General features: G+C 58.1%; 16 protein-coding genes. 6 read left to right on the forward strand and 10 right to left on the reverse strand.

What is annotated here, in order from left to right; all coding sequences use genetic code 11:
* Positions 1-10: 10 nt before the first annotated feature.
* Positions 11-319 (reverse strand): hypothetical protein, encoded by a 309-nt coding sequence (locus BLT77_RS13695; RefSeq protein ID WP_090366289.1) that lies wholly within the window; start codon positions 317-319, stop codon positions 11-13.
* A 73-nt stretch (positions 320-392) separates the two neighbouring features.
* A complete protein-coding gene (folD, locus tag BLT77_RS13700; RefSeq protein WP_090366291.1) occupies positions 393-1274 on the reverse strand; it encodes a bifunctional methylenetetrahydrofolate dehydrogenase/methenyltetrahydrofolate cyclohydrolase FolD in 882 nt (293 codons plus the stop codon).
* A gap of 278 nt (positions 1275-1552) precedes the next feature.
* Between folD and BLT77_RS13705 the strand changes: the two genes are divergently transcribed.
* From BLT77_RS13705 to BLT77_RS13715, 3 genes are read left to right on the forward strand one after another with little or no spacing between them, the layout of a single operon-like run.
* A complete protein-coding gene (locus tag BLT77_RS13705) occupies positions 1553-3532 on the forward strand; it encodes an SDR family oxidoreductase (protein WP_090366293.1) in 1980 nt (659 codons plus the stop codon).
* 8 nt (positions 3533-3540) lie between these two features.
* Positions 3541-4038, forward strand: a complete 498-nt coding sequence (locus tag BLT77_RS13710) for a DUF2505 domain-containing protein (protein WP_090366295.1) — start codon at positions 3541-3543, stop codon at positions 4036-4038.
* Between the two features lies 1 nt (position 4039).
* Positions 4040-4642, forward strand: a complete 603-nt coding sequence (locus tag BLT77_RS13715) for a TetR/AcrR family transcriptional regulator (protein WP_090366297.1) — start codon at positions 4040-4042, stop codon at positions 4640-4642.
* Here BLT77_RS13715 and BLT77_RS13720 read toward each other — a convergent pair.
* The 6 genes from BLT77_RS13720 to BLT77_RS13745 form a co-directional block, all read right to left on the reverse strand.
* The gene (locus BLT77_RS13720) at positions 4617-5525 is read right to left on the reverse strand and encodes an alpha/beta hydrolase (RefSeq protein WP_090366300.1); all 909 of its coding nucleotides are present in this window, start codon (positions 5523-5525) and stop codon (positions 4617-4619) included. The genes BLT77_RS13715 and BLT77_RS13720 overlap by 26 nt on opposite strands.
* A gap of 9 nt (positions 5526-5534) precedes the next feature.
* Positions 5535-6938, reverse strand: a complete 1404-nt coding sequence (locus tag BLT77_RS13725) for a wax ester/triacylglycerol synthase domain-containing protein (protein ID WP_090366304.1) — start codon at positions 6936-6938, stop codon at positions 5535-5537.
* A 23-nt stretch (positions 6939-6961) separates the two neighbouring features.
* Entirely contained in the window at positions 6962-7312 is a 351-nt protein-coding gene (locus tag BLT77_RS13730; protein ID WP_051252613.1) for a phasin family protein, read from the reverse strand.
* A 24-nt stretch (positions 7313-7336) separates the two neighbouring features.
* Complete coding sequence (locus BLT77_RS13735; protein WP_090366307.1) at positions 7337-7813, reverse strand: phasin family protein; 477 nt, start codon at positions 7811-7813, stop codon at positions 7337-7339.
* Positions 7814-7922: 109 nt separating this feature from the next.
* Positions 7923-8198 carry a polyhydroxyalkanoic acid system family protein gene (locus BLT77_RS13740; protein WP_176819316.1) on the reverse strand — a complete coding sequence of 92 codons (276 nt, stop codon included), beginning with the start codon at positions 8196-8198 and terminating at the stop codon, positions 7923-7925.
* A gap of 539 nt (positions 8199-8737) precedes the next feature.
* Positions 8738-9967, reverse strand: coding sequence for an integrase arm-type DNA-binding domain-containing protein (locus BLT77_RS13745; protein WP_090366313.1), 1230 nt, complete (start codon positions 9965-9967; stop codon positions 8738-8740).
* A 122-nt stretch (positions 9968-10089) separates the two neighbouring features.
* On the opposite strand from BLT77_RS13745, the gene pepF reads away from it, so the two are divergent.
* From pepF to nrdG, 3 genes are all read left to right on the forward strand, one after another.
* Positions 10090-11946 (forward strand): oligoendopeptidase F, encoded by a 1857-nt coding sequence (gene pepF / locus BLT77_RS13750; protein WP_090366315.1) that lies wholly within the window; start codon positions 10090-10092, stop codon positions 11944-11946.
* Positions 11947-12442: 496 nt separating this feature from the next.
* Entirely contained in the window at positions 12443-14560 is a 2118-nt protein-coding gene (gene nrdD / locus BLT77_RS13755; protein WP_090366318.1) for an anaerobic ribonucleoside-triphosphate reductase, read from the forward strand.
* A gap of 55 nt (positions 14561-14615) precedes the next feature.
* Complete coding sequence (gene nrdG / locus BLT77_RS13760; RefSeq protein ID WP_090366321.1) at positions 14616-15116, forward strand: anaerobic ribonucleoside-triphosphate reductase-activating protein; 501 nt, start codon at positions 14616-14618, stop codon at positions 15114-15116.
* Between the two features lie 3 nt (positions 15117-15119).
* Here the strand turns inward: nrdG and BLT77_RS13765 are convergent, their stop codons facing one another.
* On the reverse strand, positions 15120-15938 hold the full coding sequence (locus tag BLT77_RS13765; RefSeq protein ID WP_090366323.1) for an MBL fold metallo-hydrolase: 819 nt from the start codon (positions 15936-15938) through the stop codon (positions 15120-15122).
* 331 nt (positions 15939-16269) lie between these two features.
* Entirely contained in the window at positions 16270-16695 is a 426-nt protein-coding gene (locus tag BLT77_RS13770) for a hypothetical protein (RefSeq protein ID WP_090366326.1), read from the reverse strand.
* Between the last annotated feature and the right edge of the window lie 16 nt (positions 16696-16711).

Raw genomic sequence — 16711 nt, forward strand, 5'->3', positions numbered from 1 at the left:
TGGCCGGGATTCAGTCCTTTTCTACGGTAACAGTGAATACCGGCGTAGGATTAAGCAGGCTTTGCACCACCTTGTGCAGCCGGGCCAATTCACTTTTCACCGTACTCTGACCGGCACCGAAGAAGCTCAGCTCCAGCTGCATCTCGCGGCCGATGTACTGGCTGGACATCACACTGGACTCCGACGTGGCCGATTCCATGTAATTCTCCAGCAACCGCTCCAGCGACGGCACCTGCGCCGGCTCGACCGCAAATGAAACCTGCAGCCGAATCAACGCAAACTCGGTCGCTTCTTGACCTTCAAAACCGGGAATAACCATAACCTGTTCCGTGTTGTCCTAAGGGGGTTTTACCGCCAATGATCGCCACTAAAGCGCGCCTTGGCAACCTAAATTACACCTGTTGACCCTGATTCATAGCATAGGCTTTCATTGTATTTTCAAGCAGGTAAGCGATGGTCATCGGTCCCACGCCACCGGGAACCGGTGTTATGGCGGCCGCCAGCTGCGCCACCGGGCCAAATGCCACATCCCCCACCAGTTTGGCCTTGCCGTCGCGTTCGGTACGGTTGATGCCCACATCGATCACCACCGCTCCAGGCTTGACCCAATCCGGCCCTACCATCTCCGGGCGCCCCACGGCGACCACCAGGATGTCGGCCTGGCGGGCCAGTTCGGCGCCGTTGGCCGAACGGGAGTGCACCACGGTTACTGAACAGTGCTGAGCCAGGAACAGCTGCGCCGCCGGTTTACCGACGATGTTGGAGCGACCGACAATCACCACGTGCTTGCCGGACAGATCCGCTCCGAGCTCACTCTGGGCCAGGGTCACGCACCCTTGCGGCGTGCAGGGCACCAGCGCCGTGGCGTCCCCCAGGCTGAGCTTGCCAACGTTGTTAGGGTGAAATCCGTCCACGTCCTTGGCCACGGCGATGCGATTGAGCACCCGCTGCTCATCCAGGTGCGCCGGCAATGGCAGCTGCACCAAAATGCCGTCAACACCGGGATCGTCGTTGAGGCGATCCACCAGCCCCAGCAGATCCGCCTCGGTGGTGGCCTCATCGAGACGAAACTCCTGACCGAGAATCCCCGCTTGCTGGCAACGACGGGTTTTGTTGCGCACGTACACATCGCTGGCGGGGTTGTCGCCCACCATCACCACAGCCAACCCCGGTAATCGCTTACCTTCGGCTTCCAGTTGTGCCACCTGAGTGGCAATGGAGGCGACCAGAGAATCGGCGACCTCTTTTCCATTGATGATAGCTGCGGTTTCCATGTGGTTCCTCGAGACTGAAATAAAAAAAGCGAACCATCTTAGATCATCCCCATACCGGGGCCAACGGGCTAATCACTTAATCGCTGGAATATGCAACACCGCAACAACTCAAAAGAAACGTTGGTTAATCAGTAATTCATAACGGTTATAGTCGATTTCCAAGATCTTTATTGATTCTGGTCAAGCACTTATTTACTCTGAGAGTTAAATTAGGTGAAAAGTTAGACAGCCATCTGAGAGTGCCTGGGCACTCTTGCGTCAAGGAAGGAGCAATCCAGATGAGCTACTTTGTTACCGGTGCCACCGGCATGGTGGGACAACAGCTATTGCGACGCCTGCTGGCCCGTGAAGGCAACGTGTATTGCCTGGTGAAAGACGACGAGGCCGAACATCGACTGAGAGAGAGCGCAACCCGACTGGGTGGCACGGAACGGGTGCTGCCCATTCGTGGCAACCTAAAGGATCCGGCGCTGGGCCTGAGCCCTCGCGACACCAAGTCCCTGAAGGGACAGGTCGTGCATTTTGTGCACCTGGCCAGCCAATCTGACTTTCGCCACAATAGCCATGAACGGGTTAAGGCCAATGTCAGCGCCACCGAGCACGCCCTGGCCTGTGCCGAAGCCCTGCAGGTGGAGTGCTTTCACCATCTGAGTTCCATCGCCGCTGCCGGCCTGTACCGGGGCTGCTTTGACGAGCAGATGTTTGCCGAAGCGGAGCAGTTGACCCACCCCTATTTCCTGTCTCGTCACCTGAGCGAAAAAGTGGTGCGCGAGCACACCGGACTGCCCCATCGCATCTACCGGCCCGGTATTGTCATTGGCGACAGCGAAACCGGCGAAGCCAATCGGGTTCAGGGGCCGTATTTTTTCTTTAAGCTGCTGCAAAAGGTGCGTGATGCCCTGCCCCGCTGGTTCCCGCTGGCCGGGTTCGAGGGCGGACCGATCAACATTGTGCCGGTGGACTACGTCGCCGATGCCCTCGACTGCCTGATGCACCTGCCGGATCAGGATGGCGAATGTTTCCACCTGACCGATCCCCGGCCCTACCACGCCGGCGAAGTGCTCAACCTCATCTCCCAGGCCGGTCGCGGTCCCACCATGACCCTGAAGATGAACATGAACCTCACCAGCTTGCTGCCACAGCCCTGGCTGCAACTGGCATCGCAATACCCGCCACTGGTGAAGCTCGGTCAGCGCATTCTGTCCGATTATGGCATTCCACCGGATCTGATGGCCCTGCTGAACTACCCAACCCGGTTTGACAACCAGAAGACCCGCAGTCTGCTCGATGCCCACCAGATCCGCTGCCCGGATCTGGCCAGCTACGCCAACCGATTGTGGGACTACTGGGAACGGGAACTGGATCCGGATCTGTTTCTCGACGACGAGCTCAAGCACCGGTTGCAGCACCAAACCGTCGTCATCACCGGTGCCAGCTCAGGAATTGGCGAAGCCAGCGCCGAGCGACTGGCCCCCTCCGGCGCCCAGCTGCTGCTGATCGGGCGCGACAAACAGCGACTGCAGCAGGTACAGAAGAAAGTGAAAAAGCTGGGGGGCAAAGCCCAGTGCTACCTGTGCGATCTCACCGACGAGGCACAGACCGACACCCTTCTGCAAACCATCTTGTCCCGCCACGGCAAGGTCGATGTGCTGATCAATTGCGCCGGGCGCTCCATACGGCGGTCGGTGGCGGCATCGGTGGATCGGATTCACGACTATCACCGTACCATGGCGATCAACTACTTTGGTGCCCTGAGGATGATTCTCGGGCTGATAGGGCCGATGGCCGAGCAGCAGCAGGGGCACATCATCAATGTCTCCTCCATCGGCGTACTCACCAACGCGCCGCGTTTCAGCGCTTATGTGGCCTCCAATGCCGCCCTGGAGTCCTTCTGTCGCTGCGCCGCCGCCGAGTATTCCGACAGCGGCGTACGCTTCACCACCATCAACATGCCGCTGGTGGACACGCCCATGAGTGCCCCCACCCAGCTGTATCAAGCGGTGCCCACACTCAGCTCAGAGCAGGCCGCCGAACTCATCGCCCAGGCGGTGGTGCACCGGCCCAAACGCATCGCCACCAAACTGGGCATTTTTGGCGCCGTGCTGCACGCACTGTCGCCACGCCTGGCAGAGATCAGCATGAACATGCTCTATCGCATGTTCCCGGAATCCGGGGAGGTTCACGAAGACAGACTGAATTACACCGAGCAACAACAGATGATTGGTTTGGCTGCGATGCTCAGAGGCATCCACTTTTAGGAGATACAATGAAACTTGCAATGACCCATTTGTACAGCTGCACCACCGCGGAACTGTTTCGTTTCTTCAGCGAGCCGGACCTGATAACCCAGAAGTACAGCGACATCGACTGTGATAACGTGCGGGTCACCGCCCTGACGCCGGATGACGGCGGCCTGAAGCTGTCCACAAAACGGGAAGTGGAGAGTAACGTCCCTGCAGTACTCAAGCGCCTGCTCGGCGCCCGCAACGTGGCCAAACAAGCCGAGGAGTGGCGCTTCGACGGTGACCACTACCGTTGCCAGATGACGGTGGAGTTGGTCGGGGTGCCCATCAAGATCACCGGCACCCAGCACTTCGCTCCTACCGACAGTGGCTGCGCCAATTACGTCGAGTTGCAGCTAAAGAGTGCCCTGCCCTTTATCGGCAACAAGCTGACCCGTTTTGTCTGCGATGAGATTGAGAGGATGGCTAACTCCGAGCGTGATTACCTTCAACAACAACAACTGACCAGGGAAACCGCCTGATATGGGCACCCGGGAGCGGATACTGGAGGCCAGCCTGGCCCTGTTTAACCACCAGGGCTCTGGCAACGTCACCAGTCTGGACATCGCTGCCGAGCTGGAGATCAGTCCCGGCAACCTCTATTACCACTACAAAGGCAAAGAGGAGGTCATTGCCCAGCTGTTCAAGGAGTGTGAACTGGCGGTGGGTAAGTTGCTGGCCCGCCTGGATCTGGAGGCGATCAGCGAACAGGAGTATTGGGTATTTCTCAACTCGCTGCTGCGGGTGTGTCTGCACTATCGATTCCTGTTCCTCGACTTTCAGGCCATCGAGCAGAGCGCCGTTGGCCACCGGGGCAACCAGAGGCTGATTAAACAGCTGCGTAACTTTACCGCCCACAGCCTCTCTGCCCTGCAGAAAAAAAACCTGGTGGAGATGAGCGCCCAACAACGGTTTGAACTGGCCGACAACCTGTTTCTGCTGGGGTTGTCCTGGCTGTGCTTTGAAACCACCCTGGGGCCGGAGAAGGAGGAGGAGGAGATGGTACGAACCGGCGCCAACCGGTTGATGTCTCTGGTCAGCCCCTACCTAAAGCGCCAGCTTAATTTTGCTGACAGCGCTCAATGAAACGGCCACAGCGATCGATCGCCTCTTTGGCCTCCGGAAGCTGGTAGAACAGGGTAAACACATGAGGCAGACCCGGCCAGATGGTCAGGTCTGCCTCCCCCCCCAGGCGACGGACCTTACTGGCCAGCCGCACCGAGTCGTCCAAAAGAATCTCTACACTGCCCACGTGCACCATGATCGGGGCCAGATCAGTCAGATCCGCCGCCAGGGGCGATGCCATGGGGTCGCAGGGGGTGTGACCATTGAGGTAACTGTTGCGCAGCAGCATCAGGCTGCCCAAATCAAAAAACGGGTCTTCGTTGCGCATCACAAAGCCGGACTGGGTGTTCATGGTCAGATCCAGCGCCGGAGAAAACAGCAGCGCCGCCAGAGGTTGCGCCACCCCCTTCTCCTTGGCCTTGAGCATGGTCGTCAGCGCCAGATTGCCGCCGGCAGAGTCGCCGCCAATGATGATCTTATTCGGGGCAATGCCTTGATCCAGCAACGCCTTGTAGGCGTTAAAGCAATCCGATGTCGCTGCTGGAAAAGGAAACTCCGGTGCCAGGCGGTAGTTAACCATCACCCCACGGGAGCCGGTTGTGCGGGTCAGGTGGTACAACATGGCGTTGTGCACCTTGGGAGAGCGGAAGCAGAAACCGCCGCCGTGAAAATAGAGCAACACCTTGTCGCCGGCGGGCCGACCTTTGACGATCCACTGGCAAGGGACACCGTTAAGCTGATCGTCGATAAACTCCAGATTGGTGGGGCTGCCGATGTAGGCGTTGAGATTATCCAGGCCGGCAATGACGCCTCGCATAGAGAGGATGTCGTTGCACCGTTCAAGGCGACTTCGAATCGCCCGGTACAACACCTTATTCAGTGCTTTAGCCCGCCAACTAGACATTCAGTTCCCTTAACTGGCCAAGGAGTTCAGGCGCCGGGAAAGGTTTCCAATCACCGTCGCTTCCAGCTCATCCAGGCTTTGTTCGAGGTAGTCGCCAAAGGCTTCAAACCCCGGCAGCGAATGGCGGCAGCAGACCAGACCGAAGTGCAGCTGGCCGCCGTAGCGCAGCAGCGTCATGTTAAGGGTCTGGCCGGGCATCAACAACGACAACGGGTAGGTTGCCACCAGTTCGGCGCCCTGAAACGTCAGTGAGGTGTGGCTGGCATCCACCTCGGTGATCAGCATGTTAGCCGCCGGCGGCAGATACTGCTGATCATCAAACCGGGCCACCATCAGCGACAGCACGTTAATGACCGCCGAATAACGATTATAGGCTTTCAGGCTGGTACGGTTAGTCTGGCGGCGAATCCCCTGGTGAGTGCGTTGAATCTGGGCAAGGCGTTCCAGCGGATCAATCCAGGCGCCCCCGAGTTCCACCAGACCGACGGAGATCATATGCAATCGCGCGCCGGTGTCGTGATCCCGCAGCGGCACCATGGCGACCAAAGGGTCACTCTCCTGCCAATTGTGTTGCTGCAGATAGCGGTGCAGTGACATGTCGCACAGAGTCAGAATCACATCGTCACTCTGTGCACCGGTCAGCAGCGCCAACCGGTTCACTCTGGCGTCACTGAGACTGGCCAGGGTCACCTGCTTGGCCCGACCGGGCGCCAGGTGATTAAAGGGGGTTCTGGGCGCGCTGAACGGCAGTTTGATCGGAGTATCAATCAGATTCAGCCGACCGGCGCTGGCCATCGCCAACAGGCGGGCACTGTCAAAGCCCACTTTCAGCTGTCTGCGCCAGAATGACGGCTGCAGCACCGACATCACGCTGGAGAACTCTTCTTCATTGTCATCACTGATGGTATCGCCCAGTTGCCAGAACGGCACCAGGTGACCCCGCTGCTCACTGACGGCAAAACTGCGTTCCAGCAGTTGCACCGCGCGCATGCCGTCGGTCAGGGCATGGTGGAACTTAACCACGATGGCCACTTCACCGCTGGCCAGACCATCAATGATCCACAGCTCCCATAACGGCCGGCTGCGGTCGAGGCAATAACTGTGAATTCGCGCTGCCAGTTCCAGCAACTGATCGTTATCACCGGGTTTGGGTAACTTGGACAGACGCACGTGATAACCCAGTTCCACCTCTTCGGCGTTGCGCCATTTAGGCAGTCCGAAGCGGTTGCTGGTGATCACGCGATCAAAAGGCGGGGCAACCGGGCCGGCGTGAACCATCTGCTGGTGCAGGGTGGTGGCAAAGTCCGGTTGATCGACAGGAGGACGAAACAGCATCAGTCCTGACACATGAAGCGGTGTCGAGTCACTTTCAAAAAGCAGGAACACCAGTTCAGATAAAGACAGTGACGCCATTAGGCCCTCCTCGGAGCTGACACCTACTTGGCCAGCTTTTCAATTGCCTCGGCAAGCTTGTCTACTTTCGCATTCAGCTCGTCGATTTGGCGTGGGTGAATACCACTGAGGCGATAGAACAGGTTGTGGACCCGGGCTTCTACCTCTTCATTAGCGCGATCCAGGTTGTCTTCAACGCGCTGCTTGGTGTTGGACTCGATCTCGCGACCGCGCTCTACCAGACGCTCAAACAGATCGCTGGACTTGCCTTCCAGATCTTTCGCTTCTTCCACACTGCGGCTGTATACGCCCAGTCCGGCCAACCAGATGTTGCGTGCCAGCTGTTCGTTATCTACGCCTTCTACAGGGGGGATTCCATGAAGTTCATTGTTCATACTGTGCTCCTTATTCGCCGGTTATCAAGCAGATTTGGTGGTGGTACGACGGGTCGTCTTGGCCGCAGGCTTAGCGGCTACCTTTGGGGCCGCTTTCGGGGCTGCCTTGGCGGGTGCGGGTTTGGCGGCCTTGGCGGCAGCGGCTTTTTCAGCAGCCATCTTATCCACCAGCGCGGTCAGACGATCAATCTTGGTTTCCAGCTCATCCAGCTGTTCCACCTCCAACCCGGTTACCTTCTGAACCTGGCTGTGCAACTGAGACTCAAACGCCTCTTTGGTCTGGGTTGAGGCTTCGGACACCTTCTCGACAGTCGAAGATTCCAACTCCTTACCGCGTTCCATCAGCTCGTCAAACAAGCCAAAGCCGCGTTCAGACAACTGACCAATCTCTTCGGCGCCCTTAGAGTACGCGCCCAGACCGGCCAACCAGATTTTGCGATACAGCGCTTCCTGAGCGTCTACATCAGCGGTTGCTTTTGAACCAAACAGTTTTTTTAACATGGTGCCTCCACTACGGTTTAAATTGTCTTTTCACCTCTACCGTAAGCGAAGTTATTAGAAGGAGCATTCTAATCAGTCTTTGGAAATTGAGCAGAATCAAACTAGGCATCTAAATAAGCAGACCATCCAGGGTCTCTTCAATCCCCTGGCGGATCATCGGCGCTACCGGGATCAGCACCAGTCCCAGTTTCATATCCAGTGTCACCAGTTGCGCTTCGGGAACCAGGATGCCCCTGGCGCCCATGCGGCGAAAGGTCATCCGCTCTCCCTGCCACTGCCAGCGAATCTGATACTGGCGTTGCAGATCATGAGCCATCTTCTCACTGAGATCCCGAATCCCCTGGTGTCCGAGTTGATGCGATCGTTGGATGAAAATTGCGGTCATAAAAAGGCGATCCATTAAACATCTAATAATTATTATATTAGCTTTTCGGCAATACACACCACGGTAACAAATGCCGGTAAAAACACCAATGGTCATTTCATCGAATCCCACCCGCCGGCCAACAACCTCCCCCAACCAAAGCATTAGCCTTTTTAATTCGTATTGAATGGAAATAAATGGAGCATCTCACAGTCCGGCCAACCGGCCGTTGTCCAGGCGCCGGCATCCCCGGGTCGACACCGAGCCAGGTCGCCCAACAATGATCACCGTCATCGTCACCGGCAAAGGTGCCAGCCGGGACAGTCAGGCAGGCGGGTGAGAGTGGTACTCGCCGCTTGTCTATGCTCAGCAGATTCGAACATCTGCCCGTGCAAACCCGGTTATAGCCGTTTCTGTGTCACGATCAGCTCTCACCGCGTTAAACCTGAGCGCTCACCTTAAATCAACCAAAAACCCAACAAGTAAGAACATGGTTACAATATCGATTACATGGCGTAATTTTGGTAAAACCTTAAAAAAGCGCCCTTAAGCCCCGGTAATCAATCACTTCGCCTTTGGATGTGTAGCCTTTTGACCCACAGCATCAAACAGTCATTGTGCTGTTCCAAAACCGCCTTGACCGGCCTGCCGGAAGACTGCGGCCAGCGCGGCGAGTCGACCACCTTACCCTGCTCTGCCAGCCAGTGGCGGCTTAGCCGCTCCAGGCCACTGGCAGTAAACTGGTCCGGAAGGCCCAGGCTGGACCTCATCTTTTGCATTAGTTTTGCTGGGTAATGGTGTGGCACGGCTTTGTCGCCATCGCTGTGGCTGGGGAACACCCAGGCGCTGGGTCCGGCACTGCGCTGACGACGCTTTAACAGCTCCAGGGTCGGCGCCGATAGCGGCATCACTTTCATCTCCTTACCCTGGCCCACCTGAGCCCATCCGGCCTGCCAGTCGATGCCCTCCCATTTCAGCTGACACCAAAATGCAAAGCTGCCGAGGTTGGTTAACTGCAGCTGCAGAATCAGCTTGAGCGGATCGTTATCGTCAAGGGCATTGACCTGTCGCAGGTATCGACCCACGTGGGGCCAGCCAATCTGAGCGGTATGACGCTCACTCCGGGCCACCTGAATCTGCTCAAAGGGACAGGCCAGGGTCGGCGGTAACCAGCCCTGCTCCACTTCGTCACACAAGCCCCGCCCCACCCGGTAGAAGCGGCGCATCAACGCCAGCCGTTGTCGGGCACCGCTCTCCTGTGGCCGAACCACCTGCAGAGCCTGATCCGGACTCAGGCTGTCCGCCGCCAGCTCTCCCAGTTCATCGCCAAGCCAACGCTCCAGCTGCTGACGCTCCCGCCGCCACTGGGGCCGGTGCTGGCGCCCATAGTGGTCGATGTACCGAGTAATGGCCTGATTGAGGGTCAGCGACGGCTCGGACTGCGGCGGCTCCGTCAGGGCGAGGCGTTGTGCCTCCCAGGCGGCAATCGCGGCGGCCCGATCCATCTGCGGGTAGTAGCCCAGAGTCATTTGGCGGGTACTGCGGGCCCCCTCGGGAGTGTATCGGTACACCCAGCGACGGGTGTGCTTGCCCACTTTAAAGATCAGGCCAGGGTAATCCGCCTCGTTGATGTCGCTGTCGGCGTGTTGATAGCCTCGCTGGCTGCTCTGGCCTTCGATGTCGGCTATCGCCTGCTTGATCACCGCCTGTACCCGGCCGCGAACGCCGGTGGCCAGGCATTGATCCAGCAACGCCAGAACCTGTTGCTTAGGCGACATCTTGATGCTCATCGCTGTTCCTTATGCAATTATTGCCCATGCCAGTCACAGCCTGGGCGGGACTCAGTGGTGGCCGCACACCGACCGTGGTAATCTCAGCATTCCAGTAACCATAACGATAATATGGACAAAGAATGTTTAAAAAATCATTAATTTGCGCAACCTTTTTGGTTGCGTGCGCCGGTGGCACCACCGCGGTCGCCAGCAGCGATTCCCAGCAAAACTGGGATCTGACGCCTTTGTATACAGATTGGCAGCAGTGGCAGCAACAGAAAGAGACTCTGACCCGGGACATGCAGCAGCTGGCCCAGTTTAAAGGTCAACTGGGCAGCGGTGCCGGTCAACTGGCCGACGCATTGGATCTCTATTATGACCTGGCCAAAACCCTATCCCAACTGTCGGTGTATGCCAACCTTAATGCCGACACCGATCTCCGTAACTCCGACAACGGCGCAAAACGCCAGTCGATGAACATGTTATCCAATCAGTTCGATCAGGTCAGCGCGTTCATCAAGCCGGAGCTTATCGCGCTTGGCGACGCCAGCGTCGAAGCGATGATCAAACAGGAACCGCGGCTGCAGCCTTACCGCTTCCCGTTGCAGGACATCCTCAGGGCCAAGGATCACACCCTGAGCCCGCAAACCGAGCAGATCATGGCGGCCACCGGTGCCCTGACCGGCAGCCCGTACTCCAGCTACGCCACCTTTACCAACGCCGAACTGCCCTGGCCACAGGTGGAGCTCGACGGTGACAGCGTCACCCTGAACCAGGCCAACTACGCCAAGTACCGCAGCCATGGTGATCGGGCAGTACGCCAGCAGGCGTTTGATCAGTTCTTTGGTACCCTCAGCCAGTACCGCCGTACCATCGCCTCAATGCTGGACGCCAACGTCAAAGCGGACGTGTTCAATGCCCAGAGCCGCCATTATGACAGCGCCCTGGAGTCGGCTCTGGCACAGGACAACATTCCGGTCGAGGTCTACAACGCCCTGGTGGACACCACCAACGCCAACCTCGATACCCTGCAGCGTTACCTGAAACTGCGGGCCCGCCTGCTGAAGCTGGAAGACCAGCAGTATTTCGACATCTACACCCCGGTGGTCAAAGCCACCCGCAGCTACCCCATCGACACCGGCATTCAGATGATGCTGGACTCGCTGGCGCCGATGGGCGAAAGCTACGTCAACAACATTCGCATCGGCCTGAAGCAGCGCTGGATGGATACCTATCCTAAAACCGGCAAGCGCTCCGGTGCCTACATGAGTGGCAGCGCCTACGACGTTCATCCATATGTACTGATGAACTACAACGACGACTACTCATCGGTGTCGACCCTGACCCACGAGTGGGGCCACGCTAACCACTCGGTGTTCGCCAACGGCGCCCAGCCTTACTCCACTGCCGCCTACGCCACCTTCACCGCCGAGATCGCCTCCACCTTCCAGGAGCACCTGCTGACCGACTATGCCCTGGCCAACGCCAAGGACGACGCCGAAAAGCTGTACTTCCTGGGCCAGACTCTGGAGACCTTCCGCGGCACCTTCTTCCGGCAGACCATGTTCGCCGAGTTCGAGCGGGCCATTCACGAAACCGTCGAGTCCGGTGAGCCCCTGAGTGACACCAAAGCCTCAGCGCTGTTTCTCGACCTGCTGCGCCGCTACCATGGCCATGACCAGGGGGTGATGACCATCGACGAAGACTACGGCATTGAGTGGGCCTACGTGCCGCACTTCTACTACAACTTCTACGTCTACCAGTACGCCACCTCCATCGCTGCCTCGGCGGCCTTTGCCGATGAAGTGCTCAGTGGCGACCGCGCCGCCTACGATCGCTACCTGGCCCTGCTGAAATCCGGTGGTAGTGATTACCCTTACGATCTGGTGAAGCGCGCCGGTGTCGACCTGGCCACCGCGGCACCCTATGAAGCGATATTTGCCCGCATGAACCGCCTGATGGATGAGATGGAAATCATTCTCAACCGCCAGCCATAACGTCAACTTTTTGACTGGTCAAAAAGGGAGCAAACGCTCCCTTTTTTTGTTATCAGAATCGCGATTATTGGATCAGAATGTTCACAAAGATCTAACCACAGCCCCAGAGCGCGGCAGCCCTAGGGGTGAATTGGGTTTTCCACAAGCTGAACTCCGTCCACTAAAATGGCGGTGACTAACCGGCGTCAGAGTCAATCACTTTTTTATTACAAAGAAACAGCAGCGGTCGCTGACTCTCTATCCAACACACACAAACGAGAAACACAAGAGACACAAACTCGTTACTTAACCAAAACCTGATCTTCGCCAATGGATCACAAAAAACCAACGCTTGCCAAATTCCGCTTGGGGAACTTTTTGATCAGGATCAATTTAATGGCCACGAATTTAGCGCCTAATATGCGACGTCCATCCTACATATAGGTCATAATTGAATCGACACACCAAGATGTTGTGCCTGTCAAGACCGAAAACACAAATTTAAGGAAATTTTGTCATGCCAGTTGTGATTAAGCGAGACGGTTGCCATGTCCCTTTTGATAGCGCAAGGATTTGCGAAGCTATCAGCCGGGCTGCGCTGGCTGCCGACGTCAAAGACGACGATTACGCAGGGCGGGTAGCCCAAACCATTGAACTCGAGCTGGCGGAGTTGCAACAGGTCAACATTGACGAAATTCAGCAGATGGTGGAAAACCATCTGATGGCGGGCCCCTATAAGGCCGTGGCCCGAGCCTACATCGAGTACCGCCACGATCGCGACATCGCCCGGGAGACCAACAGCCGCCTGAATCGCGAGATTCGCGGCCTGGTGGATCAGAGCAACGCGGCGCTGCTGCATGAGAACGCCAACAAAGACTCCAAGGTGATTCCGACCCAACGCGACCTGTTGGCCGGCATCGTCGCCAAGCACTACGCCACCCGCCACATTCTGCCCCGTGACGTGGTCAAGGCCCACGAGAGTGGCGAGATCCACTACCACGATCTCGACTACGCGCCGTTCTTCCCGATGTTCAACTGCATGCTGATCGATCTGCAAGGCATGCTGACCGGTGGCTTCAAGATGGGTAACGCCGAGATCGACGTGCCAAAGTCCATCTCCACCGCGACCGCCGTCACCGCCCAGATCATCGCCCAGGTGGCCAGCCACATCTACGGTGGCACCACCATCAACCGCATCGATGAGATTCTGGCCCCCTACGTCACCAAGAGCTACGAGAAGCACCTTGAGGTAGGTGAAGAGTGGCAGGTGGCCGATGCCGAAGCCTACGCCCGAGCCCGCACCGAGAAGGAGTGTTACGACGCATTCCAGAGCCTGGAGTACGAGGTCAACACCCTGCACACCGCCAACGGCCAGACCCCGTTCGTGACCTTCGGCTTTGGCCTGGGCACCAGCTGGCAGTGTCGCCTGATTCAGCAGTCGATCCTCAAAGTACGGATGGTCGGCCTGGGCAAGAACCGTAAGACGCCGGTGTTCCCCAAGCTGGTGTTCGCCATTAAAGATGGCCTCAACCACAAGTCCGGCGACGCCAACTACGACATCAAACAACTGGCGCTGGAGTGTTCCACCAAGCGGATGTACCCGGACATTCTCAACTACGACAAAGTGGTCGAGGTCACCGGCTCCTTCAAGACCCCCATGGGCTGTCGCAGCTTCCTGTCCGCCTACGAAGAGAATGGCGAACTGATCCACGAAGGCCGCAACAACCTGGGCGTGGTCAGCCTGAACCTGCCGCGCATCGCCATCGAAGCCAAGGGATCAGAAACCCGCTTCTTCGAACTGCTGGATGATCGCCTGGCCATCGCCAAGAAGGCCCTGATGACCCGCATCGACCGCCTCGAAGGGGTCAAGGCCCGGGTGGCACCGATCCTGTATATGGAAGGCGCCTGTGGCGTGCGTCTACAGCCTGACGACGACATCAGCGAGATCTTTAAGAACGGCCGAGCCTCCATCTCTCTGGGTTACATCGGCCTGCACGAAACCGTGAACGCCCTGTACGGCACCGAAGAGCACCTGTACGACTCCAAGGAACTGCGTGCCCGTGCCCTGACCATCGTCGAGCGTCTGCGCGCCGCCACCGACGCCTGGAAGGCCCAAACCGGTTACGGCTTCAGCCTCTACAGCACGCCCAGTGAGAACCTGTGCACCCGCTTCTGTAAGATTGACCAGCGCTATTACGGCGTGGTGGAAGGGGTCAACGACAAGGGCTACTACACCAACAGCTTCCACCTGGATGTGGAGAAGAACGTCAACCCCTACGACAAGATTGACTTCGAGAAGCCCTACCCGTCCATCGCCAACGGCGGCTTCATCTGCTATGGCGAGTACCCCAACATGCAGCACAACGTCGAAGCGCTGGAAGACGTTTGGGACTATGCCTACCAGCATGTGCCTTACTACGGTACCAACACCCCCATCGACGAGTGCTACGAGTGCGGCTTTACCGGTGAGTTCGAGTGCACCTCCAAAGGCTTTACCTGCCCGAAATGCGGCAACCACGATCCGTCCAAGGTGTCGGTGACCCGTCGGGTCTGCGGTTACCTGGGTAGCCCGGACGCGCGTCCTTTCAACGAAGGGAAGCAGGAAGAGGTAAAACGCCGGGTCAAACACCTGTAATCGTTACGCAGCAGTAACAAAAAGGGGCTGCGGCCCCTTTTTTAGTGAGGCAAGCATGAATTATCACAAGTACCACAGCGTCGACGTCGTCAACGGGCCGGGCACCCGCTGCACCCTGTTTGTGTCCGGGTGTGAGCACCAATGCAAGGGCTGCTACAACCAGAGCACCCAGCGTCTGGACTCCGGCCACCCCTTTCCCGAGGCGCTGGCGGATCGCATCATCGAGGATCTGTCCGACAGCCGCATTCCACGGCGCGGACTGACCCTGTCCGGTGGCGACCCGCTGCACCCGGCCAACGTCGAGGATGTGCTGGCGCTGGTGACCCGGGTCCATACTGAGTGCCCGGACAAAGACATCTGGTGCTGGACCGGCTATCGGCTGGATGAGCTCACTCCCCATCAACAACAACTGTTGCCCTATCTGGACGTACTGGTGGACGGCCGCTTCGAACAGGAACTGGCCGATCCGTCACTGCGGTACCGGGGCAGCAGCAACCAGGTGGTACACCGCCTGTCTGAACGGGCCAAGGCCAGCGTCCCCCGCATCAACGACTGAACCCTAGCCCAGGCCGCCCAGAGACACCCGGGCGGCCTGGCGCACCAGGTTTGCTTTACTGATGTTGTAGAAACTCACCTTCGCCAACCAATCTTCCGGCCCCAGCAGACGCCGGACCATCTCCTGCTCATCCAGTCCCTGTTGACGCAGATGCCGCGCATGGGTACACAACTGCTTGAGATTCTCCAGCTTGTCCGCCAGTGCCCGATGTCCCTGCTCGACGATGCCTCGGTGGGGGCAAAACACCACCTCAAACTCCAGCTGCAACACATTGTAAATGCTGTGCATCAACAACTGCAGATCCTCATCGGCACGCAGGTAACGCAGTGATCTGGAGATGTAGAGATCGCCGCTGAACAACCAGCCCCGCTCACGCCAGTGAAAGCAGGTGAGATCCTTGGCATGGCCCGGAGTCGCTACCGCGGTCAGGATGCCGCCCCCCACCAGAGGCACCCGCAGCGGCAACGGCTCGGTCTGCACCGGATAGGGCCGGCCCCAGATAAAACGCTGAATCGGCGGGGTGCGATAACCCGACGCCAGCTTGGCCCGACCCAACTCCGGCGCCTGGGGGGTTAAACCGAAGCGGTGAGCGATGCGGGCGGCATTACCGCTGTGGTCTTCATGATGATGGGTCAGCAGCAGCTGCCGCGGCGGACGGGTATCGAGGAAGCGGCGCACCGACGACCACTGGTTGCTGGGGCCGGTATCGATGACGGTGTCGCCAATGCGATAGACCACAAACGTGGTGTTGATGCCGCGATTGAGCCGCCCCACCCTGGCCCCTTCGACGCCCTGATACTCAACCTGTTGTCGTATTGGCATAGCCCCTCGGTCCAAATTGGCTGTTGTTCCGCTCCATCACCGGCTGCGGCGCCTGATGGACGCCGCCACAGCCGGTGTAACGGTGATCATCCTGATGCCGTTGCCGGAACATTGAATCCGTGTCAGTCACTGTGCAAGCTAACAAAGGGGTCAAAAACAAGCAAGCGCTTGGCCAATTTGCCGGGACGAGACGGCCTGGATGAGTGTCGCAGTGATTCGATGCCGAGACTCCCCCGGCCAGCCGCAACCACACAGCCCCCGTTCCGGCCGCCATAACGACAAAGACCGCCGGTTGGCGGTCTTCAAACTCTGAGGGTTACTCACCGGGGGGTTAGCTTGCCCGGCGCCAGGCGTACACCAGAGTAATGATTCCCGTCACCAGACACAGGCCATCAAAGGCCAACTCCCAGTAACTGAGCACCACACACTCGCCACAGGCGACAGTCAATTCGGCGATCAGGCGGGCGATGCCATAATGCACCAGGGGAAAGCCCACCAGTAACAACGCCCCGACCCGCAGCAAGCCGGTTCCCTGATCCAACCCATAGGCAATCAGCAACAGCGCGGCACTTAACCAGCTGGCGGGCAACCAGTAACTGATCAAGGCAAAATGCTGCAATTCATTGCTGGCCGTAATGATCTCGGTGCCCCGGTTATGAGTTTCAAACACCAGCGGCAGATCCATCACCAGGGCGAAAAGCGGAAAGAGAAACACCGCAAGCGCCCCGCCCTGCAGCAAGGACTTAAACTTCACCATAGACACTCCCAAAATT

Source organism: Ferrimonas sediminum, from assembly GCF_900100175.1.
GTDB classification, from domain to species: domain Bacteria; phylum Pseudomonadota; class Gammaproteobacteria; order Enterobacterales; family Shewanellaceae; genus Ferrimonas; species Ferrimonas sediminum.